Source organism: Soonwooa sp. T0.1_25 (assembly GCF_057652215.1).
On record NZ_JBYFBZ010000001.1, the window covers coordinates 62334 to 85787 of the forward strand.

At 34.7% G+C, this 23454-nt stretch carries 21 protein-coding genes; 15 read left to right on the forward strand and 6 right to left on the reverse strand.

Annotation, left to right across the window (positions count from 1 at the left end):
- Positions 1 to 74: 74 nt before the first annotated feature.
- The gene (gene msrB / locus AC23MB_RS00290) at positions 75 to 503 is read right to left on the reverse strand and encodes a peptide-methionine (R)-S-oxide reductase MsrB (RefSeq protein WP_312321638.1); all 429 of its coding nucleotides are present in this window, start codon (positions 501 to 503) and stop codon (positions 75 to 77) included.
- Positions 504 to 596: 93 nt separating this feature from the next.
- Complete coding sequence (locus AC23MB_RS00295) at positions 597 to 1955, reverse strand: acyl-CoA dehydrogenase family protein (protein WP_487786245.1); 1359 nt, start codon at positions 1953 to 1955, stop codon at positions 597 to 599.
- Between the two features lie 209 nt (positions 1956 to 2164).
- On the opposite strand from AC23MB_RS00295, the gene AC23MB_RS00300 reads away from it, so the two are divergent.
- From AC23MB_RS00300 to AC23MB_RS00340, 9 genes are all read left to right on the forward strand, one after another.
- Positions 2165 to 3067, forward strand: coding sequence for a DUF4349 domain-containing protein (locus AC23MB_RS00300; protein WP_487786246.1), 903 nt, complete (start codon positions 2165 to 2167; stop codon positions 3065 to 3067).
- 109 nt (positions 3068 to 3176) lie between these two features.
- Positions 3177 to 4826, forward strand: a complete 1650-nt coding sequence (pgi, locus tag AC23MB_RS00305; RefSeq protein WP_487786247.1) for a glucose-6-phosphate isomerase — start codon at positions 3177 to 3179, stop codon at positions 4824 to 4826.
- A complete protein-coding gene (locus AC23MB_RS00310; protein ID WP_312321642.1) occupies positions 4820 to 5650 on the forward strand; it encodes a class I SAM-dependent methyltransferase in 831 nt (276 codons plus the stop codon). Before pgi ends, AC23MB_RS00310 begins: the two co-directional genes overlap by 7 nt.
- A 35-nt stretch (positions 5651 to 5685) precedes the next feature.
- On the forward strand, positions 5686 to 6570 hold the full coding sequence (locus AC23MB_RS00315; RefSeq protein WP_312321643.1) for a bifunctional 5,10-methylenetetrahydrofolate dehydrogenase/5,10-methenyltetrahydrofolate cyclohydrolase: 885 nt from the start codon (positions 5686 to 5688) through the stop codon (positions 6568 to 6570).
- Positions 6563 to 7195 (forward strand): 7-carboxy-7-deazaguanine synthase QueE, encoded by a 633-nt coding sequence (locus tag AC23MB_RS00320; protein ID WP_312321644.1) that lies wholly within the window; start codon positions 6563 to 6565, stop codon positions 7193 to 7195. The genes AC23MB_RS00315 and AC23MB_RS00320 overlap by 8 nt, the downstream gene beginning before the upstream one ends.
- A gap of 75 nt (positions 7196 to 7270) precedes the next feature.
- A complete protein-coding gene (locus AC23MB_RS00325) occupies positions 7271 to 8599 on the forward strand; it encodes an exopolysaccharide biosynthesis polyprenyl glycosylphosphotransferase (protein WP_374330304.1) in 1329 nt (442 codons plus the stop codon).
- Positions 8600 to 8626: 27 nt separating this feature from the next.
- A complete protein-coding gene (locus AC23MB_RS00330; RefSeq protein WP_313028526.1) occupies positions 8627 to 9379 on the forward strand; it encodes an MlaE family ABC transporter permease in 753 nt (250 codons plus the stop codon).
- Positions 9379 to 10158, forward strand: coding sequence for an ABC transporter ATP-binding protein (locus tag AC23MB_RS00335; protein ID WP_312324466.1), 780 nt, complete (start codon positions 9379 to 9381; stop codon positions 10156 to 10158). Before AC23MB_RS00330 ends, AC23MB_RS00335 begins: the two co-directional genes overlap by 1 nt.
- Before the next feature lie 12 nt (positions 10159 to 10170).
- Entirely contained in the window at positions 10171 to 10809 is a 639-nt protein-coding gene (locus AC23MB_RS00340) for an outer membrane beta-barrel protein (RefSeq protein WP_487786248.1), read from the forward strand.
- A 32-nt stretch (positions 10810 to 10841) separates the two neighbouring features.
- Here AC23MB_RS00340 and AC23MB_RS00345 read toward each other — a convergent pair whose 3' ends face one another.
- Entirely contained in the window at positions 10842 to 11159 is a 318-nt protein-coding gene (locus AC23MB_RS00345) for a hypothetical protein (protein ID WP_312324469.1), read from the reverse strand.
- A 126-nt stretch (positions 11160 to 11285) separates the two neighbouring features.
- Here AC23MB_RS00345 and AC23MB_RS00350 point away from each other — a divergent pair, with 126 nt between their 5' ends.
- From AC23MB_RS00350 to AC23MB_RS00375, 6 genes are all read left to right on the forward strand, one after another.
- On the forward strand, positions 11286 to 11960 hold the full coding sequence (locus AC23MB_RS00350; protein WP_487786249.1) for an NUDIX hydrolase: 675 nt from the start codon (positions 11286 to 11288) through the stop codon (positions 11958 to 11960).
- 107 nt (positions 11961 to 12067) lie between these two features.
- On the forward strand, positions 12068 to 14044 hold the full coding sequence (locus AC23MB_RS00355) for a TonB-dependent receptor (RefSeq protein ID WP_487786250.1): 1977 nt from the start codon (positions 12068 to 12070) through the stop codon (positions 14042 to 14044).
- A gap of 2 nt (positions 14045 to 14046) precedes the next feature.
- Positions 14047 to 15033, forward strand: a complete 987-nt coding sequence (locus AC23MB_RS00360) for an AAA family ATPase (protein ID WP_487786251.1) — start codon at positions 14047 to 14049, stop codon at positions 15031 to 15033.
- Between the two features lie 74 nt (positions 15034 to 15107).
- Positions 15108 to 16823: a M14 family metallopeptidase gene (locus AC23MB_RS00365; RefSeq protein ID WP_487786252.1), complete on the forward strand. Its 1716-nt coding sequence runs from the start codon at positions 15108 to 15110 to the stop codon at positions 16821 to 16823.
- 210 nt (positions 16824 to 17033) lie between these two features.
- Complete coding sequence (locus AC23MB_RS00370; protein WP_487786253.1) at positions 17034 to 18893, forward strand: M1 family metallopeptidase; 1860 nt, start codon at positions 17034 to 17036, stop codon at positions 18891 to 18893.
- A 73-nt stretch (positions 18894 to 18966) separates the two neighbouring features.
- Complete coding sequence (locus AC23MB_RS00375; RefSeq protein ID WP_079667735.1) at positions 18967 to 19725, forward strand: type III pantothenate kinase; 759 nt, start codon at positions 18967 to 18969, stop codon at positions 19723 to 19725.
- A 33-nt stretch (positions 19726 to 19758) separates the two neighbouring features.
- Here the strand turns inward: AC23MB_RS00375 and AC23MB_RS00380 are convergent, their stop codons facing one another.
- The 3 genes from AC23MB_RS00380 to AC23MB_RS00390 are packed head-to-tail and all read right to left on the reverse strand — an operon-like array spanning position 19759 to position 23453.
- The gene (locus AC23MB_RS00380; protein ID WP_487786254.1) at positions 19759 to 22398 is read right to left on the reverse strand and encodes a DEAD/DEAH box helicase family protein; all 2640 of its coding nucleotides are present in this window, start codon (positions 22396 to 22398) and stop codon (positions 19759 to 19761) included.
- Positions 22395 to 22826: a nucleoside deaminase gene (locus tag AC23MB_RS00385; protein WP_079667736.1), complete on the reverse strand. Its 432-nt coding sequence runs from the start codon at positions 22824 to 22826 to the stop codon at positions 22395 to 22397. The genes AC23MB_RS00380 and AC23MB_RS00385 overlap by 4 nt, the downstream gene beginning before the upstream one ends.
- A gap of 3 nt (positions 22827 to 22829) precedes the next feature.
- Positions 22830 to 23453 carry an energy transducer TonB gene (locus AC23MB_RS00390; protein ID WP_487786255.1) on the reverse strand — a complete coding sequence of 208 codons (624 nt, stop codon included), beginning with the start codon at positions 23451 to 23453 and terminating at the stop codon, positions 22830 to 22832.
- Position 23454: the final 1 nt, after the last annotated feature.

A 23454-nucleotide genomic window follows, 5' to 3' on the forward strand; every position in this document is an offset into this window, starting at 1 on the left:
AATACAAAATCGGCTTATAATAAGAAAGGCTGTTTCGCAATGAAGCAGCCTTTTTGTTTTTTATGGTTTAAATTTTAATCTTTTTCAAAATCCAAACTTATGGAATTCATGCAATAACGTGTTCCTGTTGGTGGTGGTCCATCGTTGAAAACATGTCCCAGATGGGAATCGCAACGCTTGCACAAAACTTCTATACGCTCCATGCCGTGCGAAGAATCTCTTTTATAAATGACACCTTCTTTATCAGCTTCGAAAAAACTTGGCCATCCGCAAGAACTTGCAAACTTCGAAGTTGAACGGAAAAGGTGATTGCCACAAACCGCACAATAATAGTCGCCAATCGCGTCAAAATCATTATACTTCCCTGTGAAAGGTCTTTCGGTTGCTGCTTCTCGCGCCACCGCATATAAATCGGGAGGAAGAATTTTCTTCCATTCGTCATTACTAACATTTAATTTAGTTCTATCCGTTCGTGAAAAGTAAGGATTGTCCTGATGTTCCATTGTTTTGGTAGTTTTAATAGGTTGTTGTGTTTGACTACAATTAATCAAACTTAAAAATATAAAAAATGAAAAAATAAATTTCATGACACAAATTTAGACAAAAGCACTGAAGCCTGTAATAGCTCGACCAACAATTAAAGAGTTAATTTCTTTTGTGCCTTCATAAGAATAAATCGCCTCGGCATCAGCAACAAATCGCGCAACATTATGTTCCAACAAAATCCCGTTGCCTCCCATAACTTCTCGCGAACGACTTACTATATCTCGCATTCTCATCGTACAAAAAACCTTTGCCAGAGAAGCATGTTCATCTTTTAAAATTCCCTCATCCTGCATTTCTGAAAGTCGGAAAACCATCGTTTGCATCGCTGTTAAATTGGACAACATTTCCACCAAATGTACTTGTATCATTTGGAAACTTGCAATCGGTTTTCCAAATTGTTTTCTTTCACGCGTATATTCGAGGGCATTTTCGTAGGCGCCACGCGATAAACCAACAGCCATCCAAGCGACACCTGCTCTAGTCATTTGTAAAACCTTAGCGGTATCTTTAAAAGAATTGGCGTTTACTAATTTATTTTCATCGGTAACAAAACAATCTGTCAAGGTTATCAAACCATTTTGTACAATACGAAGTGCCATTTTTCCTTTGATTTTTTCGACTGCAAAACCAGGATTATCTTTTTCAACAATAAAGCCTTTAACCTCATCACTATCAACATCGCGTGCCCAAATGATAATAACATCTGCAAAGGTTGCGTTTCCAATCCATTTTTTTTGACCATTAAGAATCCAGCCGCCTTCCACTTTTTTGCAAGTCGTCGTCAGTCCTCCTGCAGCACCAGAACCAACTTCTGGTTCCGTCAAACCAAAAGCGCCAATCTTTTCAAATTTTTGCATAGCGGGAAGCCATTTTTCTTTTTGAGCTTCCGAGCCACACATATAGATTGATCCCATTGACAATCCAGATTGTACACCAAAAAATGTTGCAATAGAGGCGTCCACACGCGCCATTTCCATTGCTAAAATTCCTTCCATTAAAAATGGTAAATTCGGGCAACCATAACCATCATAAGTCACACCACAGATATTTAATTCTCTAAATTTTTCAATTAACTGCAACGGAAATTCGTCGTGAAGCCAATAGTCGTTAACCAAAGGTTTTACTTCTTTTTCCATAAACGCACGAACTTTTAACTGAATTTCTCGATGCTCTGGACTTAAGGTGTGATTAACGTCGTAAAAATCGCCATCTATTTCGGGAAGGATTTTTTCTTTTTTGTTAGGATCCATCATTTTCATCATCGCACTTAATTGTTTTTCGCTTAAATGAGAAACATTGTTAACCAATTTTGGAAGGTTAACTTTAGAAGAAATTTCAGAAATTTTTTCGATGTCCAAATGACGAAGTAGTTCTATTATATTTTTAATTTTTGAAAATCTAGAAGACATAAGCTGTGATTTTGAAAAACAAAGAACAAATTTTGTTCCTAAAGTTTAGCAATAATAAGTTTTCAGCCAATACAATTATATTTTACAAAATACAGATTTTCAATCGTTTAAAATTGCAAACTAAGCTTTACAACTAAAAAACAAAAAGCTTACAAAAAGAAAATTTCAGTTTGGTTTTAGCTTTATCACAATTCTAAAACCCATATATTATGAAATCAATTATTAAAATCTCAATCGCAGCAGCTTTTATTAGTTTAGGTGTTATCTCATGTGTTAAACACGAAACAGGAGAAGCTTCTACAATGGAAATGTCTAAAGCAGAAATGGCAACTACAGATAACGCTTCTGTTGCGGCGTCTCAACAAGTTGAAGGTAAGAAATTCATTAAAACCGCCAACATTGACATGGAAGTTAAGAATGTCTACGATGCTTCGGTGGCTATCGAAAAATCTTTGGTGAAATTGGGCGGTTTTGTTACGAAAAGCCAAATGAAAGCGCAAACGGTTTCAGAACGAACATTCAACACTTCTGATACTGAAGCGACTTTAGTTCGAAAATATCAAAACGAAAACACGATGCAAGTTCGGGTTCCGACTGAATTTTTAGGGGATTTTTTAAATGATATTAATCAAAATAAATTGTTTCTAAATGCAAGAATTATCAATGCAGATGATGTTACCGCAAATATTGCTTTAGCAAAACTAGATGCGCAACGTCAACAAAAGAACGAAGAAAACATCAATCAACTTAAAGCCAACAAAGATAAAGTAGAACTGGCCGACGACAATTATCGCGAAGCCAACAATCAAAAAGTTGCCAACATCAGTATAGCCGACCAACTGAAATACAGTACAGTTGATATTTATCTAAAAGAACCAAATGTTAGTGTTGCACAAATCCCAATTCCAAATACGCAAAACTATGATAATCAATTCAAAAGCAACTTCGGATTCGAATTAAAAAATGGGTTGGTAGAAGGCTTTTATATGATTCAGCAGATTGTGGTTTTCTTGGTTTCTATTTGGCCAATTTTACTAATAATTGCTGGTTTAATTTATTTAAACAAAAAGAAACTCTTCTTAAATCGTTTTTCGAAAGAGCTAAAATCATAATAAAAGTTCCGTCTATCGAGGCGGAATTTTTTATTTAGAAAAGCATAAAAATCTGCAAGCTCATCCGACGAATTTTCAGTAAATTTGTAGATTAAAAACATTTGTGATTATGCTTCCAAAAATTAATCCATCTCATACCAAAGCTTGGGAAGACTTAGAAAGTCATTTCGCAAACAACGATTTTGAATTGAGAACACTTTTCAAATACAATCCAGAACGTTTCAAAGAGTTTTCTCTTGAAACAGAAGATTTACTATTTGATTACTCAAAAAACCTTATCGATTCGCGTACTTTGGATCTGTTGTTAAAATTAGCAGAAGAAACGCAATTAAAGGAAGCCATCGGACAAATGTTCTCTGGTGAAAAAATCAACGAAACTGAAAACAGAGCCGTTCTGCATACTGCTTTACGCGACTTTTCGGAAACACCAATTTTGGTAGATAGCGAAAACATTAAACCAGCTATCAAAAAGGTTTTGAACCAAATGAAATCTTTTTCAGAAAAAGTAATTTCTGGTGAGCACAAAGGTTTTTCAGGAAAAGAAATTACGGATGTTGTCAACATCGGGATTGGCGGCTCAGATCTTGGTCCAGTAATGGTTTGTTCAGCTTTGAAGCATTTTAAAACACGTTTGGATGTTCATTTTGTTTCAAATGTTGATGGCAATCATATTGCTGAAGTTCTTAAAAACCTAAATCCAGAAACGACTTTATTTATTGTCGCTTCTAAGACATTTACCACGCAAGAAACAATGACCAACGCGCAGTCTGCAAAATATTGGTTCTTAAAATCTAGAGCAAATGACGCTGATGTTGCTAAACATTTTGTTGCGCTTTCTACAAATACAGAAAAAGTTAATGAATTCGGAATTTTAGCCGAAAATACTTTTGAGTTTTGGGATTGGGTTGGGGGTCGTTATTCTTTATGGAGTGCGATTGGATTAAGCATTGTTTTGGCAGTTGGTTATGATAATTTCGAACAATTATTAAAAGGTGCCGAAGCAACAGATATTCATTTTAAAACTAAAGATTTTAAAGAGAACATCCCTGTGTTGATGGGACTTTTGGGGATTTGGTACCGAAATTTTTACGCGGCAGGAACATACGCTATTTTACCTTATTCTCAATATCTTGATCGTTTTGCGGCTTATCTGCAACAAGGCGACATGGAAAGTAATGGGAAATCGGTGGACAGAAATGGTGATTTTGTCGAATATGAAACAGGACCTATTATTTGGGGTGAACCTGGAACCAACGGACAACACGCATTTTATCAATTAATCCATCAAGGCACAGAATTAATTCCATCAGATTTTATTGCGTTTTCAAAATCTTGCAATGATGTGTCTGATCATCAAGATAAACTTTTAGCCAATTTTTTCGCTCAAACGGAAGCTTTAGCATTTGGAAAAACCGAAGAAGAAGTTTTAGTAGAATTAGAGAATCAAGGTCTCTCTGAAGAAGATATAGAAAAGCTTATCAATTATAAAATATTTGTTGGTAACACGCCGACTAACTCTATATTAATCAAAGAATTAACACCTTACACTTTAGGACAATTGATTGCCTTTTACGAGCATAAGATTTTTGTACAAGGTGTCATTTGGAATGTGTTCAGTTTTGACCAATTTGGTGTTGAGTTAGGAAAAGTTCTAGCCAACAAAATTCTATCAGAATTAAAAGACAATCAAGACGTTACAAGCCACGACTCATCAACTAATGGTTTGATGAATTATTATAAGAAATCTAAACTATGTTAAAAAGGAATCTTTTTTATAAACTATCACCAAAGTATCGTTTTTTCGTTAGAAAGCTATACTTCTCTCCTATTGACTTTTATGAAGGCATTACTGGTAAAAGAGAAAAGTATATTCCTAAAAAAGGAGATATTTTTATTGGACCTGGCGATTTTAAACAAAAGGGACAAGAACAATTATCCTTACTTAAAAAATACATAGCGTTAAAGCCCAATGACAAAGTTCTAGATATAGGTAGCGGTATGGGTAGAACTGCCATTCATCTTACAAAATATCTAAATTCTGATGCTACATACGACGGTTTTGATGTGGTAAAAAAAGGAGTAAATTGGTGTCAAAAAACAATTAGCAAAGATTTTCCGAATTTTAAATTTCAGTTCGTTCCATTAAATAATGATCTATATAATGAGTACGAAGGAAAAGCTGAAAATTTTAAGTTCCCATATCAAGATAATTTATTTGATAAATCTTTTTTATTCTCGGTTTTTACACACATGAGAGTTAATGAAATTGATAACTATCTTAATGAAATCCAACGTGTCTTAAAAATAGATGGAATGTGCTTGGCGACATTCTTTATTTATAGAAAAAATGAGGATTTGAGTAAATTCCCTGGATTTAAATTTCCTTATGAAAAAGATGGCTACCGTCTACTCGATGAAAAAGTACAAGGTGCAAACATTGCGCTCGAATATTCTTTTTTAGAAAAAATGATACAAGATGCAGGTCTCAAAATCGAGCAGCACATAGTTGGTTTTTGGAGAGATTTTAGTCTAGATAGAAAAGATCGAGATTTTCAAGACGTTTTGATTTTAAAAAAGAAGTAAAAATATTCTAATATAAAAAGTAAAAAGAAAGAAAAATGGCGCAAATCTTAGACGGACTAAAAGTCTCAAAAGAAATTAAACAAGAAATCCGCGAGGAGGTCGAAAAAATTTTGGCTAGCAAAAGACGTGCTCCACACTTAGTTGCCATCTTAGTTGGTAACAATGGCGCAAGTAAAGCTTATGTCAATAGCAAAGTAAAAGATTGTGAGGAAGTTGGTTTTAGTTCAAGTTTAATCAAATTCCCAAGTACAGTTTCTGAAGCTGAACTTTTAGAAAAAATTGATGAACTTAACAAATCAAAAGCAGTGGATGGTTTTATTGTTCAATTACCTTTACCAAAGCAAATTGACCAAGAAAAAATCATTATGGCAATTGACCCTAGAAAAGATGTGGATGGCTTTCACCCAGAAAATTTCGGGAAAATGGCTTTAGAAATGGACACGTTTTTACCTGCAACTCCTTTTGGAATTTTGACTTTGCTAGAGCGCTACAATATTGAAACAAAAGCAAAAAATTGTGTAATTATTGGTCGTAGTCGCATCGTTGGAAAACCAATGAGCATTTTGATGGGGAGAAAAGATTTCCCAGGGAATTCGACTGTGACGTTGACGCATTCTTACACACAACATATAGAAGAATATACTAAAAAAGCAGATATCGTGATTACCGCTTTAGGCGATCCACACTTCCTAAAAGGTGATATGATCAAAGAAGGCGCTGTAATTATTGACGTTGGTATTACACGTGTTGACGACGACTCAGAAAAAGGTTATCATCTTGCAGGCGACGTAGACTTTGACAGTTGCGCTGCAAAGGCAAGTTGGATAACGCCAGTACCTGGTGGTGTTGGTCCCATGACACGAGCGATGTTAATGAAAAACACGATTATCGCTTACAAAACTTCAGTTTATAATGACTAAAGAACAAGAAGATTTATTATTAAAAGAAGGTAAAATGCTCCCAGTGATGGAGCATTTTTACACTATTCAAGGAGAAGGATTTCATGCTGGAAAAGCAGCTTATTTTATTAGATTAGGTGGTTGCGATGTTGGCTGTCATTGGTGTGATGTTAAAGAAAGTTGGGATCCGACACTTCATCCATTAATGTCAACCGAAGAAATTGCGGAAACCGCAGCCAAATATTGTAAAACTATAGTATTAACTGGTGGCGAACCCTTGATGTGGAATTTAGATTTACTAACATCTAAGTTAAAATCACTTGGTTGCACCATTCATATCGAAACTTCTGGCGCTTATCCGATGTCGGGACAATTGGATTGGATTACATTATCTCCTAAAAAGACAGGCTTACCATTAGAAGACATCTACAAAGTAGCTAATGAATTGAAAGTCATCGTATTTAACAACAGTGATTTAAAATTCGCTGAAGAACAAGCCGCAAAGGTAAATCCTAACTGCGAATTGTTTTTACAAAGTGAATGGAGTAAAAAAGATGCTAATTATCCGAAGATAACCGACTTTATATTGGAACATCCAGAATGGCGTTCCTCAATCCAAACGCATAAATACTTAAATATTCCTTAAAAAAAATATTATATTAGCGGATTGATTATAATGTAGATGCAAAAACTTCGATATTCTCGATATTTTAAAAGCCTTATGATACTATTAGATATGATTCTAGTAGCATCTGTTTTTGTGATATTTTATTATCGAAATTTTGAATGGAAATACGACTCGGTTGAGATTGAACAAAATCTACTTTCTACAGCCTTATTATGTTTATTTTGGATCCTGTTGAGTGGACGTACTCGGCTATATGATGTCCCAAGGAGCTTAACATTTACTAGTTACCTCGAGAGGATTATTGTTCACATCTTCATTTTCTTTTTGGGTGTCATTCTATTAGGAAAGGTAAGTAATAACGAATTTTTAAAAACAGAACGTTTCTATCTAGCTGGCTTCATGCTTTTAGTGATGGTTCCTTTTAAAAGCTTGGTTTTTTCTCTTTTAAAGTACATCAGAACTTTGGGGAAAAACCACCGAAACGTTATGTTCATTGGTGAAAATGGTTCAACGGAAATCCTAAGAGAAATCATTGAAACTCGTTCTGATTATGGTTACAAGATTTTTGAATACCCACAAGAAAATTACAATATAGACAAGCTTATTAATTTTTGGAAGAAAGAAGGAATCCACACTGTTTTTCTTCCTTCTGAAAATTGTTTAAACGCAGATTTAGAACGAAAAATTTTTCTTGCTGCTGAAAGTAACAAAGTCATTATTTCATTAGTACCGAATATCATTCAGAATAATTTTTTTGAATACGACATTAACTATATTGTAACCTTACCAATCCTATCTCCTACTAAATATCCTTTGGATTATTTCACAAATGCATTATTAAAGAGATGTTTTGATATTGTCTTTTCAGTAGTTGTATTATTTGGAATTTGCTCTTGGCTATTTCCCATTATTGCTATTTTAATAAAGTTAGACAGTAAAGGTTCTATCTTTTTTAAACAAAAGCGTTATGGTTTTCATGAAGAAATTTTTGAATGCTGGAAGTTCCGTACAATGGTCAACAATGCAGATTCCACAACCAAAACAACAGAAGTCGGTGATAAACGCATTACTAAACTTGGAAAATTTCTTCGAAAATCTAGCATCGACGAACTGCCACAATTTATTAACGTTTTTAAGGGCGAAATGTCTGTTATCGGACCAAGGCCACACATGCTTTTAGTTGACGAATTTTACAAACCAAAGATTAGTCGTTACAGTATTCGAAGTCTTGTAAAGCCAGGAATAACAGGACTTGCCCAAGTCAATGGACTACGTGGTGATGATGGCGACATGAACATCCAAATGAAAAAAAGAGCACTTGCCGACGCTTTTTATGTAAAAAATTGGAGCTTTAGCCTAGATTTTGTTATTATTCTCAAAACCATATACTTGGTAATTGTTGGAGATAAAAATGCACGATAATCTCCGCAAAAAGTTTAATTTTACAAAATGTTTAGAAGATTATTTAAGGCAATAGGCGAATACGTTCTCTTGTTAGGAAAAGTAATAAGCAAACCGCAAAAAATGCAGGTTTTCATGAAGCTACTCATGAGAGAAATATACGACCTAGGCGTTAATTCGTTTGGATTGGTACTTTTCACATCTTTCTTCGTGGGCGCAGTTGTAGCCATCCAGATGTTTAACAATTTCTCAGCTTCTAGTTTTCCGATTCCTTTATCCTTTATTGGATATGCAACAAAGGTTGTCTTAGTCCTTGAGTTTTCACCAACGATTATTTCGGTAATTCTTGCAGGTAAAGTAGGATCATATATTGCCTCAAGTATAGGAACAATGCGTGTTACAGAACAGATTGACGCACTAGATATTATGGGTGTTAACTCTCCAAATTTTTTGATTTTACCTAAAATTTTTGCGAGCGTTATTTTTAATCCTTTATTAATTGCAATAAGTATATCTGTAGGTATTTGGGGCGGACATATTGCAGGTATCGTTACTAAAAACTGGACGGAAGCAGATTATATTACTGGTATCCAAATGTATATGCCATCATTCTTTATTTGGTATGCATTTTTGAAAACTGCAGTTTTTGCTTTTTTAATTGCCACAATTCCTGCTTATTTTGGATATAATGTAAAAGGAGGTTCATTGGAAGTTGGTCGGGCAAGTACGCAGGCGGTTGTTTGGACAATCGTATCAATTATTATTTGTGACTTATTATTAACCCAAATGCTTTTAAGCTAATGATTGAAGTTAAAGATTTAAAAAAGAGCTTTGACGGAACTGAAGTTCTTAAAGGTATTACTACAACTTTTGAAACAGGAAAAGTTAATCTCATTATCGGACAAAGTGGTTCTGGGAAAACGGTTTTCCTGAAAAGTTTACTTAATGTGTATCAACCTACAAGTGGCGCTATTTTATTTGATGGTCGTAATATTGTTGATATGTCTCGTGACGAAAAGCAATTATTAAGATCAGAAATTGGAACGGTTTTCCAAGGAAGTGCACTTTTCGATTCGATGACTGTTGAGGAGAATATACAATTTCCGCTAGATATGTTTACGAATATGACTTTCCGTGAAAAGAAACGTAAAGTTTTAGAAGTAATTGGGCGTGTTAATTTGCAAAATGCCAATAGAAAATTCCCTTCAGAGATTTCTGGTGGAATGCAAAAACGTGTTGCCATCGCGAGAGCAATTGTTAACAATCCGAAGTATCTTTTTTGTGACGAACCTAACTCTGGTCTAGATCCGTATACATCTAATGTTATCGATGATCTTTTAATGGAAATTACAAAAGAATACAACACTACAACCATCATTAACACCCACGATATGAACTCGGTAATGACCATTGGAGAAAAGATTTTGTATCTTCGTCTCGGTGTTAAAGAATGGGAAGGCAATAAAGATATTTTGGCCACAGCTAAGAATAAAAACTTAATTGACTTCGTTTATTCATCAGAATTGTTCAAGCAATTAAGAAATTTTATGCTTGAAAATGATCAAACAAGTTTAACGTAAAATTATATATTCATGAAAAAATTAATCACAGCGATGGCAATGTTTGCAAGTGTTGCAGCATTTTCTCAAGTTACACTAGGAGCGAGAGCTAACCTTTTGTTCAATACGTCTTCAGCAAAATGGAAGGATATTAAAAACACAGCTTCTAATGCTTGGGAAAGCAACGGAAAGAGCAACACTGGATTTAATTTTGGTCTATCTGCTAAAATTAATCTTCCTGTAACTTCTCTTTTTGTAATGCCAGAAATCTATTACACAAGTATCAAAAACTCTGTTGAAGTTAATGACCCTGTTGCTGGTAAAAATATAGAACTTGAAGCTAAAAACGATAGAATAGACATTCCTGTTTTGTTAGGTTACAATCTAATGGGAGAAACTTTGAGCGCTTTTGTTGGTCCTGTTTTTTCAGTTAACACTTCAAAAGACAATAAGTTTGAAAACTTTACAGAATCAGAAACTAAAGACTTTGGTGTTGGTTACCAATTTGGTGCAAATGTAACACTTAAGAAATTCGTTATCAATGCAAGATACGAAGGAGCCTTCTCTAAAGATCAAAGAAAATTCATCAACACAGTTGGTGGTAACAATACAGAGATAAACTATGACAATAGACCAAGCTTCTTTATCCTAGGTTTGGGTTACAATTTCTAATAAAAAAATTTCATTAAATAAAAAGAGCAGAATTACAAATAATTCTGCTCTTTGTTTTGTTGCTTAGCCGCCTCTTCAAGTTCTTTAGCCAAAGTTTGTTGTTGCTTTTCAAGCTCCAACTTATCTTTTTCTAATTGCTTATAAGCTTTTCTACGCTCATCCTCCTTAATAGCACTTCCCTTACTCACATAGCCAACAATTCCTCCGATTATCAAACCCAAACCGACACCGGCCATAATTCCCATAAAGTGGGACAGTTTCATTTCTCCTATAGAAAAATTGGTTGTTGCGTAAAATAGTAAAGCTGCAATCCCAAATAGGACCAAACCTATAATAGTTAAACTTCTCATAGTTCTATTTTTTTGTGTTTTGAGATACAAATTTACTAATGTTTTTGAATCTTGTATGTCTAAAATATTTAAAAGACTGGTATAACAAACTTAATAAAACCTATCTTTGCGTGAAAATAACACAAAATGCAAAATATAAAAGTAGCCGTTGACGCAGTTGTATTTGGGTATTTCGAAAATAGAGAATTGCACATTCTTTTAATTAAAAGAAATATAGAACCTTTCCTCTACTCTTGGGCATTACCTGGTGGTTTAGTAAAAAATGAAGAAACTTTGGAGGAAGCTATTTCTCGGGAACTTCACGAGGAAACTGGTGTCAACACAACCTTCATTGAACAGCTATACACATTTGGAGAACTCAATCGGGATCCTAGAAATCGCGTTATTTCGGTGGCTTATCTTGGTCTTGTTAATCCAAAATCATACGACCTTAAAGCTTCCACAGATGCATCGGACGCACAGTGGTTTAGTATTAATAATCTTCCCAATCTCGCATTCGATCACTTAACGATTGTTACAAAAGCCTTAGAGCGTCTACGAACTAAAATCCAATATCAACCGATTGGTTTTAATCTTTTAAAAACTGAATTTGCGTTTTCGGATCTAGAAAGTCTTTACCAAAGTATTTTGGGAAGAGACATTGATCGTCGTAATTTCAGAAAAAAAGTAATGAGTTACAATCTTCTAATCGAAACAAAAAATTTAAGAAAAGAAGGAAGCGGTAGACCGGCTAAACTATTTCAATTTAATCAAGAGAAATATCAGAGTTTAGAACAACAAGGCTTTTATTTCGAAATTTAATTTTATAGATTGATTTTCAGCATTTTAAATATTTGCGTAAAATAAACATTAATTAAAATTTTGAAAGTTAAAAAATCAATTATACATTTGTGTAAAATCAACACAAAATGAAACATTTAATCATAATCCTTTTTTTGTTTGTAGCTATTCAAACTAATGCTCAAAAACAAGATAGCATCCAAAATATTGACAGTATTGTTATTATAAGCCAAGCCAAAAAGTTAGATGCAGTCAATTACCTCAATTATCTTCCACAAAAAGACGTTCAGAATAATGGTACAGAACTTCCCTTTCTTATCAACAAACTCCCTGCTGTAACCGCCTACTCGGATACTGGTAGCAACAACGGATATTCATATTACAGAATTCGAGGCATCGATCAGACACGCGTTAATGTTAACTTCGAAGGCGCTCCCATGAACGAGCCAGAAGATCAAGGTGCTTATTTTTCTAACTTCCCTGATTTTTTTAATTCCGTTGACTTTTTGCAAATTCAAAAAGGTATTGGACTCAGCAAAAACGGAACGGCCAGTTATGGTGGAAGTTTACAAATTAATGCACCAAATCTTCATCAAAGAGCATTAGAATTTGGGACAGATTACGGATCTTACAATGCATTTCGAGCTTATGCTAAATACACTTCCGGTTTGGTAAAAAATAAGGCAATCCACGTAAGATTTAGCGAAATATACAACGGAGGTTACAAGTATAACTCGACCAATCATGGGCAATCTGCAATGATAAGCACAGGTATTTTTAATCCGAAATCTACGTGGAAATTCAACACAGTTATCGGAAATCAAAATAACGATTTGGCTTGGCTAGGCGTTACCAAAGAACAAATTGATCAGGATCCTCGTACCAATGCAAATAGAAACGAAAAAGATCATTTCTTCCAGAGTTTTTTCCAATTATCAAATCAAACTAAACTTGGGCAAAATACAACTTGGCAAAATTCGGTTCATTACACGTTTTTAAAAGGAAATTATGACTTTAACCTCAACAACTTTATCGGACTTCAAGAAGATGCTGAAATCTACAATTATGGTTTCCAATCTAACTTTGGCGGTTTTTATTCAAATTTAGAAACAAAATGGAACCACTTAAAAGTACAAAGTGGAGTTAATGCCAATTGGTATAATCGCGACCATATTTTCACAGAAAAGCAATTAGGCCAACTTTACGAAAATACAGGTTATAAAAATGACTTTAGCGCTTTTGCAAAGGCAGATTATCACTGGGAAAAATTAAAACTTTCTGTAAGCCTTCAATACCGTCATGCAAAATTCTCTTACAAAGGTGACGCAGAACTTACACCGTTAGAATGGGATTTTTTAAACCCAAAATTTGGAATAACTTATAGCCTAAAATCAAATCAAGAACTATATTTCAGTCTAGGAAAAGTTGGAAGAGAACCAACTAGAAACGACATTTTTGCAGGAAATGATAATTTATCGATTGACGAGAACAATGAATTAATTTTGGGTACGACAACACCAGAATATGTTACAGATTACGAGTTTGGATATCGTTATTTAAGTAACAAACTAAAAATAACTACGAATGTTTTTTTCATGAATTTTAAAGATGAAATTGTTTTAAACGGACAATTTGGACCTAACGGAATTGCACTAACTAACAAGGTGGACAAAAGTTACAGAATGGGACTTGAGTTCTCAGCTGATTATAAGCTTAATGACAATTGGATGCTATCAAATAACAGCTCTTGGATGTCTTCAAAAATCAAACAAAGAACTGAAAGTTTTACTCCGATACTAACACCTAACTTAATTGTAAATCAAGAAATTAAATATGTAAAAAATGCTTTGCAACTACAAGCGAGTTATCGTTACCAAGCAACATCTTTTATTAATTTTGCGAATGATAAAAAAATCCCATCTTCTCAACTTGTAAACGCAGCCGCATTCTACAATTTTACAAAATGGGAAGTTGGTATTCTTGTCAATAATATTTTCAATAATATATATTTTAATCACGCTTACGTTGAGCCGGATGGCACCGCAAAATACTTTGTACAAATGCCAAGAAACTTTATGATAAGTATTAAATATAAAGCATTCTAATCATGAAAACCTTCGTATTTGGAAAGTTTTACCCATTTCATTTTGGACACAAAGCTTTGATAGATTTTGCTTTACAAAACAATAATTATGTAGAAGTTATGGTTTGCGCAGAAGAAAAAGAACGACTTTCGGGCGAACTAAGAAAAAATTGGATTGAAGAGAGTTTTACTAACAACGACCGATTAAAAGTTATTGTGTTCAGATACAAAGAAGAAGATTACGCCAATACGTCAGAAGCTTCTTGGGAAGTTTCTAAACAGTGGAGTGAGGTTTTTAAAACTTATTTCCCTGATTTTGAAAGAGTTGTCACGTCTGAACCTTATGGAGAAATGATTGCAGAATTAATGAATATTCAACATCAATTATTTGATATTAAACGACTTAAACATCATATTTCTGCTTCCGAAATCCGAGCTAACATTTACAAACATTGGGAATTTTTACCAAAGGCTGTTCAAAAATATTTTTCGTTAAAAGTCGTCTTGCTAGGAACCGAAAGCACAGGCAAAACCACGCTTACCGTAAAGCTAGCAAAACATTATAATTGTAATTTTGTTCTTGAAGCAGGACGGGATATTGTTGATGATTCTAAAAATTTCGAATTTAATGATCTTTCAAAAATATACCTTGAACATTATAAACGAATTAAATTATCTAATTTAAACAATTACTTAAACATTATTGATACAGATTTCCGTATTACAGAATCATATTCAGAATTCATTTTTAATAAAGAATTAGATATTCCTAATTATATAAAAGCAGAACAAAAGGCCAATCTTTATTTATATCTTTCAGCAGATGCGCCTTACTTTCAAGACGGAACTCGACTCAACGAATCTGACCGAAATGCCCTTGATATTCATCATCGAAAGCATCTCCAAAAATCTAACATTGACTTCATCGAAATTTCTGGAAATTGGCAAGAACGTTTCGAAAAAAGTGTTCAACTCATTGATCAACTCATTTTGGAAAACTCAAAAATTTAGTTTTAAATAAGATTATAACATTGGTCATAAAAGAAATTACTTCTTAAATTTGAGTTCGAAATCAGATTTCTTTTATGAAAGCAATTTTTATCGCAAGCCTATTTGTCTCGACAATTCTTTGGGGACAATCTTACAAAACGCCTTTCGAACAAGGCAATGGCAACCAAACAACAACTTACGCAACGATGCGTTCTTACTACCAACAATTAGCAAAGGATTTTAAAACTATCAGCTATCTAAAAATGGGTAAAGATGACAACGGCGAGCCTATCGAAGTTGTGATATTTAATCCTTACAAACAAGATGTTGAAACTCTTATCAAGACCAAATCTGTGTTGCTTATCAACAACGGAATTCATCCTGGAGAACCAGATGGCATCGATGCGACCATGGCGATGATGCGTGATTTTGCAACAAAAAAACTAAAGGCTCCACAAAATATATTGATTGCAGCAATTGCAGCCTATAATGTTAGCGGCATGATGAATCGTGGACAGTTTTCGCGTGCCAATCAAAATGGTCCAGAACAATATGGCTTCCGAGGAAACGCCCGCAACTACGATCTTAACAGAGATTTTATAAAAACGGACACTAAGAATTCTTGGAGTTTTCAGAAGATTTATCAATATTTTCAGCCTGATGTTTTTATTGACAATCACGTTAGCAATGGCGCAGATTATCAATATACTTTCACTTATATTTCAACGAATAAAGAGCGTTTAGGAAAACCGCTTGGCAATTATTTTCATCAAAATATGCAACCCGAAATTTTAAAAACTTTTACGGAACGCAATATTCTTTCGGTGCCTTATGTTAATATTCATGGAGATGTTCCAGATAAAGGATTCCCTGCTTTTGTAGATTCGCCACGTTATGCGACTGGCTACACGACTTTGTTTAACTCGATTGGAACCGTTGTGGAAACACACATGCTAAAACCTTATAAAGATCGTGTTGCCGTGACTTATGATTATATGTTGGAAAGCATTAATTATATGGAAAAAAATTATCAACAAATAAAACAAAAGCGCCAAGAAGCTCGCAACGAATACAAAATAGGTCAAGATTATCCGCTTCGTTGGAAGTTGGATTCTACAAAATACAGTCAACTGGACTTTAAAGGTTTTGAAGCTGGATATAAGCCAAGCGTCATTTCGGGGAAGCCAAGGCTGTATTATGATAGAAACAAAAAATTCTCAAAACCGATTTTGTATTACGACACTTACACACCAATAAGTTTTGTGAAAATCCCGAAATATTATGTGATTCCGCAATCCGAATATCATGTTATTGACCTTTTAAAACTAAATAACATCGAAATGAAAACCATTAAAAAAGACAGTTTAATTTCTGTTGAGCAATATCGAATTCGAGATTTTAAAACGGTGCAAAATCCATACGAAGGTCATTATCTTCATTACGAAACTGTTGTTGGTAAAGAAAATACGCAAAAGACTTTCCGTACTGGTGACGTGCTTCTCAATCTCAACCAAAACGGCATGAAGTTCTTACTCGAAATTTTGGAACCCGAAGCCGTGGATTCTTATTTTAACTGGAATTTTTTCGATGCTATTCTTGGTCAAAAAGAATATTATTCGGCTTATGTTTTTGAAGATACGGCTGAGCAATTAATTAATAATGATAAAGCGCTAAAAACGGCTTTCGAGTTAGAAAAAGCAAAGGATCCTAAATTTGCTCAAGATGGCGCAGCACAATTGGATTGGGTCTACAAAAACTCGCCTTATTACGAGAAAACCCACAGATTGTACCCTGTTTTCAGGATTAATTAAGTATTTTTGAGAAAATTTGAAATAAAAAGTTGTGTTTGCGTGAGCGATGGCAGCGGAAATCCTTTGGGTTGGAGTGAGGCGACGGAGCGTAGCGGAGTCGTCCGAGCGACAAACCAAAGATTGAAGCGAACGTAGCGACCCGCTTGTTTTTTTGGATGAGAGCTTTAGCCATGGAGAAAAAACAAAGGGACACGCCCTAAAAAATTTGTTATGAAAAACTTGAAATTTTCTTTGTTATTGGTACTTTGTTCGTTGTTTTTATCAGCGCAAAAAGACGCTTATTATCAACAATATGCGAAGTACAAAATGGACATCGATGTCGATGCAACCAATTTCACCTACCAAGGTAAGCAGACCTTGCAGTACACCAACAATTCGCCAGACGACTTGGATGTGGTGTATTTTCATTTGTATTGGAACGCATTTAAGGCGGGATCGATGATGGATCAACGTGTACAAAACCAAGGTGTAAATGCCGACGGAAGATTGGCGGCAAAAACGGCAAATGGCGTTGTCAGCCGATTAGCGAGCATCCCACAAAATGAAGAAGGTCGCCAAAATATCCATTGGATAAAACTGAATGGTAAAGAATTGAAATTCGAAATTCAGGAGACGATAATGAAAGTTTATCTTCCTGAAAAAATAAAGTCTAAATCTACAGCAACTTTCACGATGGAATGGGACGCCAATATCCCGATGCAAATTCGTCGCGCTGGTCGTAACAACCGCGAAGGTGTCGATATGACGATGACACAATGGTATCCAAAAATTGCTGAATACGACTACGACGGCTGGGCAACTTTTGACTATGTCGGAAGAGAGTTCCATGCGCCTTTTGCTGATTTTGACATCAATATTAAAATCGATAAAAACTACATAATTGGTGCAGGTGGCACTTTAGAAAATCCTAACGAGGTCGCTGGTTATACTAAGAATCCAACTTTAAAACCTGATGCCAACAACAAAGTAACTTGGAAGTGGACGGCGAAAAACATGTTAGATTTTGCGTGGGCTGCTGATCGCGATTATTCTGTTGACAGCTTCACAATTTTAGATGGTCCAAAAGTATACTTTGTGTATCAGAAATCTGAGAAAACTAAATATTGGGAAGAGTCGAAACCTTATGTAACAAAGTTTTTCCAAATCATGAATAACAAATTCGGCCGTTATAAATGGCCTTCTTACTCTTTCATACAAGGTGGTGACGGCGGCATGGAGTACGGAATGTGTACCATGATTTTAGGTGAATCAAAATCTTTGCAAGGTCTTTGTGGACTAATGTTTCATGAAGGCGCGCACTCTTGGTTCCAGCAAATGTTAGCAACCAACGAAAGTGAAAAACCTTGGCTAGACGAAGGTTTTACAAGTTATGCCGAGAACTTTGTAATGAATCAGCTATTTCCGCCAAAATCGCCTCAACCAAATCCTTTCGTAGAAAGTCTTGCGCGATATGCTGATTTTACCAAAACAGGAAAAGAAGAACCTGCAGTTTGGTTCGCAGACCATCACGATAACGGAACGGCTTATTCTTTTGCTTCCTATGTTAAAGGAGAGTTATTTTTAGTACAATTAGGTTACATTATTGGTGAAGATAATCTAAACAAAGTAATGCTTCGTTATTATGACGATTGGGCGATGAAACACCCAACAGAGCGTGACTTTATGCATATCGCACAACAAGTTTCAGGGATGGATCTCAAGTGGTTTTATAACTACTGGATCAATACGACCAAGACAATTGATTACGGTATTAAAAATGTAAAATACGATGGCAACTCAACAACGATTACACTTGTCAATAAAGGTGCAACGCCAATGCCTATTGATTTTAGCATCTTGACTAAAGATAAAAAAGTGATCAATTATAACATCCCGTTGAATATGACACATACTTGGAAAAAAGCCGACATCTATGGCCCCATCCAAAGTTTGGCCTATTGGCCTTGGACACAACAAGAATACAGCTTTACAATCCCTTACGGAAAAGAGCAAATCTCTGCGATGGGTATAGATTTTAGCCAAAGATTAGCAGATGTTAATCCCGAAGATAATTATCTGGAGGTTAAGTAATTTTTATATTAAAAAAATTAGCTCTAAAAATTTAGTTTAAAATCAATAATAAAGCTTTGATAGCAAGTAACTAATGAATTCAATTGTAATAAATATAGGTAACACTAACATTCGTTTCGGACTTTTCGATGATGATAATTGCGACATTTCTTGGGTAATTAATACCAAACCTTATCGCACGAGAGACGAAATGTATGCGCAATTTCTAATGCTTTATCAAACCTACAAAATAGAGCCAGAAAGCATTGAAAAAATTATCATTGGTTCGGTTGTACCTCAACTAACAAGAGATATATCGAGTGCGGTGGAAAAAATCCATGGGAAAAAACCTGTTTTGGTGGATCGCACAACGCCATCTGGTGTACAAGCGAAGTCTAAACAAATGGGAACTGACATTTATGCGAATTTAGTTGCAGCTCATAATCTTTATCCCGCTAAGAAGAAAATTGTCCTCGATTTTGGAACGGCACTTACCGCAAGTTGCGTCACCGAAACTGGAGAAACACTGGGTGTTATCATTGCGCCAGGCATTATCACTTCTCTTAATTCTTTGATTAATCAAACGGCGCAGCTTCCAGAAATTGAACTTAAAAAACCAAAATCTGTTCTAGGACTCGACACCGTAACATGTATGCAAAGCGGTATGGTTTACGGATTTTTAGGAATGGTAGAAGGTTTTATTGACCGAATAAATGCTGAAGTTAACGATGATTGTTTTGTTGTTGCAACTGGCGGCGTTAGCCATGTTTACAAACCTCTAACCGAAAAAATCCATTTAGCGGATAGGCTTCACACATTGAAGGGACTTTACTTCCTCGGAAAAGATTTATAAAAATTAAAACCACTTCTCAAATGGAGTGGTTTTTTATTTCCATTCGGTGATGACTTGCGATTGGTTTTCGAATTGGTTAAAATAAGAATTGAATCTCGCCTTTACCAATTCTTTTCGTCCTTCAAGGTTCCAAGAAAGATATAAAGTATTAGCGCCAATTTGCGTTTCCCAAAGTGTAGAAAATTTTTGTGCTTGATTTTTCGTTTTACTAAAAACTTGTGGAACGTTAAAATAATTGTGCACCATACGACCTTTCCAAAGTTTGTCTTCGGTTTTAATAAAATATTTAGGCGAATCTATGGCTGAAAATACTTCATTAATGGCAGAAAAGAATATAGAGTTTTCGTTGCTATTTGCATTTTCTAAATAGCAGCTAACTTGTCCATTTTTCGTTTCGGTGACAAGGTTTACATCTTTGGATGTCAGCATTTTTTCCTCTCTCAATTGTTCAAAAACAACTTCACAAATTTTTGAAAAAAACCCAATAGGCTCTTTATAAAGATACCAAAGTCTAACAGATTTGTAAAGCGGTTTAGCAAACATTAAAGCACCAATTACTGTAAAAATCCAACCCAAATGTAAAATGCTACCCAGATTTTGACTTCCTAAAAAATTCTTAAGCATGACTTCAATACCCTGCCAACTAAAACTCATTATTCCTAATGTTAATATTGCAAAAACATTGCGAACAGACTTGTCAAAATAAAAGCGTTTGGTCTTTTTGACTTTAAAAACCTCTTCTGGAATAGCATATTCATCAATCATTTGATGTCCATTAGATATTGCGTGTTCCCATTTTTCTAAAAGTGAATGACGTTGTATGGCAAGCATTTTAGTCGCTTGATTTGTTCTTTCAATTTGAGAAATATTAAAACTATTTTCTAGATGATTTAATCTATAAAAACTATTGGAAATCAAATCTTTATTATAATCGACACCAACAAAAGCTTTAAAACGCCTTTGCATCGTAGTTATATCGCTTCCACCATTATCACCAAGTGGATTGACACTTATCAAATGCCAAATATTACTGGTCTTTGTTAAGTTGTTAGTAGGAAGTCGCAACGCCCGACCACGCATCTGATTGGACAAAACAAAAGATCCAACAAAGCTCGCGAGAATTATTGAATTAATGCAAGGCGCATCCCAACCTTCTCCTAGTAAAGCTTTGGTCCCGATAATTGCTTGGAAATGCCCTTCTTCAAAAAGTTCTGTTACAATACTTACTAATTTATTTTGAAAATTATTAGAAACATTTACTAACAAAAAACTCTCATCATAGCTGAGTTTTTCTAGTTTTAAATTAAGAATATTTTGCGCCGCACATTTCTTATAAAATGCTTCCTCCACAGATCTTGGTAAAACCACCAAGCTACCTGTAAGAACAGCCATTGTAAAACCATCTAAGTTCTTACGTCGCAAACTTTCAAAAATTGAAAAAACACCAATTCGGTTTAGGACAATATTATTTTCGAAAGATTGACTGATAAATTCTTTCCTTATATAATCGGTTAAAATCACCAAACGAAGATTTTCCTTTAAGGAAGAAAACTCTAATTCTGCAATAGCAATAATACTTTCCAGCTTATTTATACTTTGTGCAAGTAGACTTTCGACTTCATTATTAATTCTAAAACTTATCGTTTGTTCGCCCAAAACACCAGCATTTCTCAGATTTTGAATCCATTGCTTTTTTTGTTTTTCATTGACATAATTTTCGTAATCAGAAGTCAGAAGTAATTTCGTTAAGAGAAGACTTAACCAAGCAGGCGTCAAATCTGGAATACTATCTACAGTAGCTCCGATAACTTCAAAATGCTCAGGTGGAAATCTAAAATTTTTAAACTTTAAAAAAATAATTACTGCTGAATAAAAACTAAAATCCTGAAATATTTTCTGCTCGTTTTCTTGAGGTGATTTAACGATACTTAAATTCGTTAAAAGCTCATATAACGTATTATCATTGATAAAATCCAGATAAGTTTTGTTGGATTTTTCTTTTATTTTTTCAATGCTTTCATATTCTGTTCGACTTGGGAAGTTGTAATAGACAAAATCCTGATGCGCGCACAAGCTCTTTTCTTTAACCAATTCTGGAACACTAATCTCTGCATCTACACTTCCGTTAAGTGTGATGTAATTTTGCCATTCGGCGTAAGAGCTATCATAAGGCGGCGTTGCTGTTAACGAAATATTGACGATTTCGAAATGACTTTGCAATTGAGCTAAACTCCGATACCATTCTTTTTTAAGGTGGTGAGCTTCGTCTAATACAAGGCAAGAAAATTTTATTCCTTTTAAATTTTTAACCAAAACATCGAATCGCTTTGGATCTTTCTCCACCGCGTTAAGCGCCTGATAAGTATCAATTGTAAGAAAAGCAGGTTTGTTGACATCTAAAGAAATCCAATCAGGTTTTTCTTTTAAATCTAAAAATAAAGTTAGAAAACGATCAAGCCATTGATTTTTAATGGTATTGGTTGGTGCCAGAATTAATGTTGGCTTGTTAATACGTAGTAGCATTTCGATGCCTAACACTGTTTTTCCAGAACCTGGAGGTGCAATAATGTGTATTTGGTTATCTTGCAAATAGGTTTTAAAATTTTCTAAAAGTCTTTGCTGATAATCTCTCCACGGATATTTGAAACTGATATCTTTTGGAAAGTTTATCATCGTTTAGACTTAAAAAAATCTTTTACAATTTGTGAACATTGCTGCTCCAAAACACCAATTTCTACTTCCGTTTTTGGATGTAATGATAATCCTTTGTTGATGTAACCTCGATGTTCGTCTCGAGCGCCAATGACAACTTTAGAAATCTGTGACCACGTTAAAGCGCCAGCACACATCACGCAAGGCTCCAAAGTCACATAAAGTGTACAGTTTTGTAAATATTTACCTCCCAAATAATTGGCCGCAGAAGTTATCGCTTGCATCTCAGCATGCGCTGTAACATCGTTAAGCGCCTCGGTTAAATTGTGCGACTTCGCGATCACTCGGTTATTGGATACAATAATACATCCGATTGGCACCTCATCACGTTCAAAAGCCGCTTCCGCCTCTTGATACGCCATCTTCATAAAATATTCGTCGGTAAACATCTTTTAATTTTTAGCAATTGTAATAGGAATCGAATAATTAGAACGTATAGGAATGCCATTAATGGCTGCTGGAGAAAATTTTTCGGGTAATAAATACAATACAATTTCGCCTTGACGATTGAGACTAGCACTATTTCCCGAGGCTTTTACTTGGCTCACGCTACCATCCCGTTCGACAATGAATTTGACTTTGGTAGACAGTTTTTCTTGTTCATCAAAATTGACGCTATCTGTATAAAGATGCTCAGAGATAAAATTTCGAATAGCATCGATTCCGCCAGGATATTTTGCTAAAGCTTCAGTTTTCGAATCGTCTATTTTGGAAGCATCCGAATTTTCAGGAATGTTGCGAGATAGATCTTCAAGATTTTTTACTTTAACCAAAGTCGCCACCAATGCAGCATTTTCGACACTATCAAGTTTTTTTAAAAAATATTCTTTCTGTTGGTTAACCATCTCCATCATTCCAGATTTAGACAATTGATTTTGTTTTTTATTAAATTCGGTTTCCAACATTGTACGATGATGCTGGAACCTCTCTTTCACTTCTCGAAAATCCGCATTGACTTGACTTTTCGCTCCGAAAAAACCAAATATCATAAAAACAAAAAGGAAGATTTTGCCCATT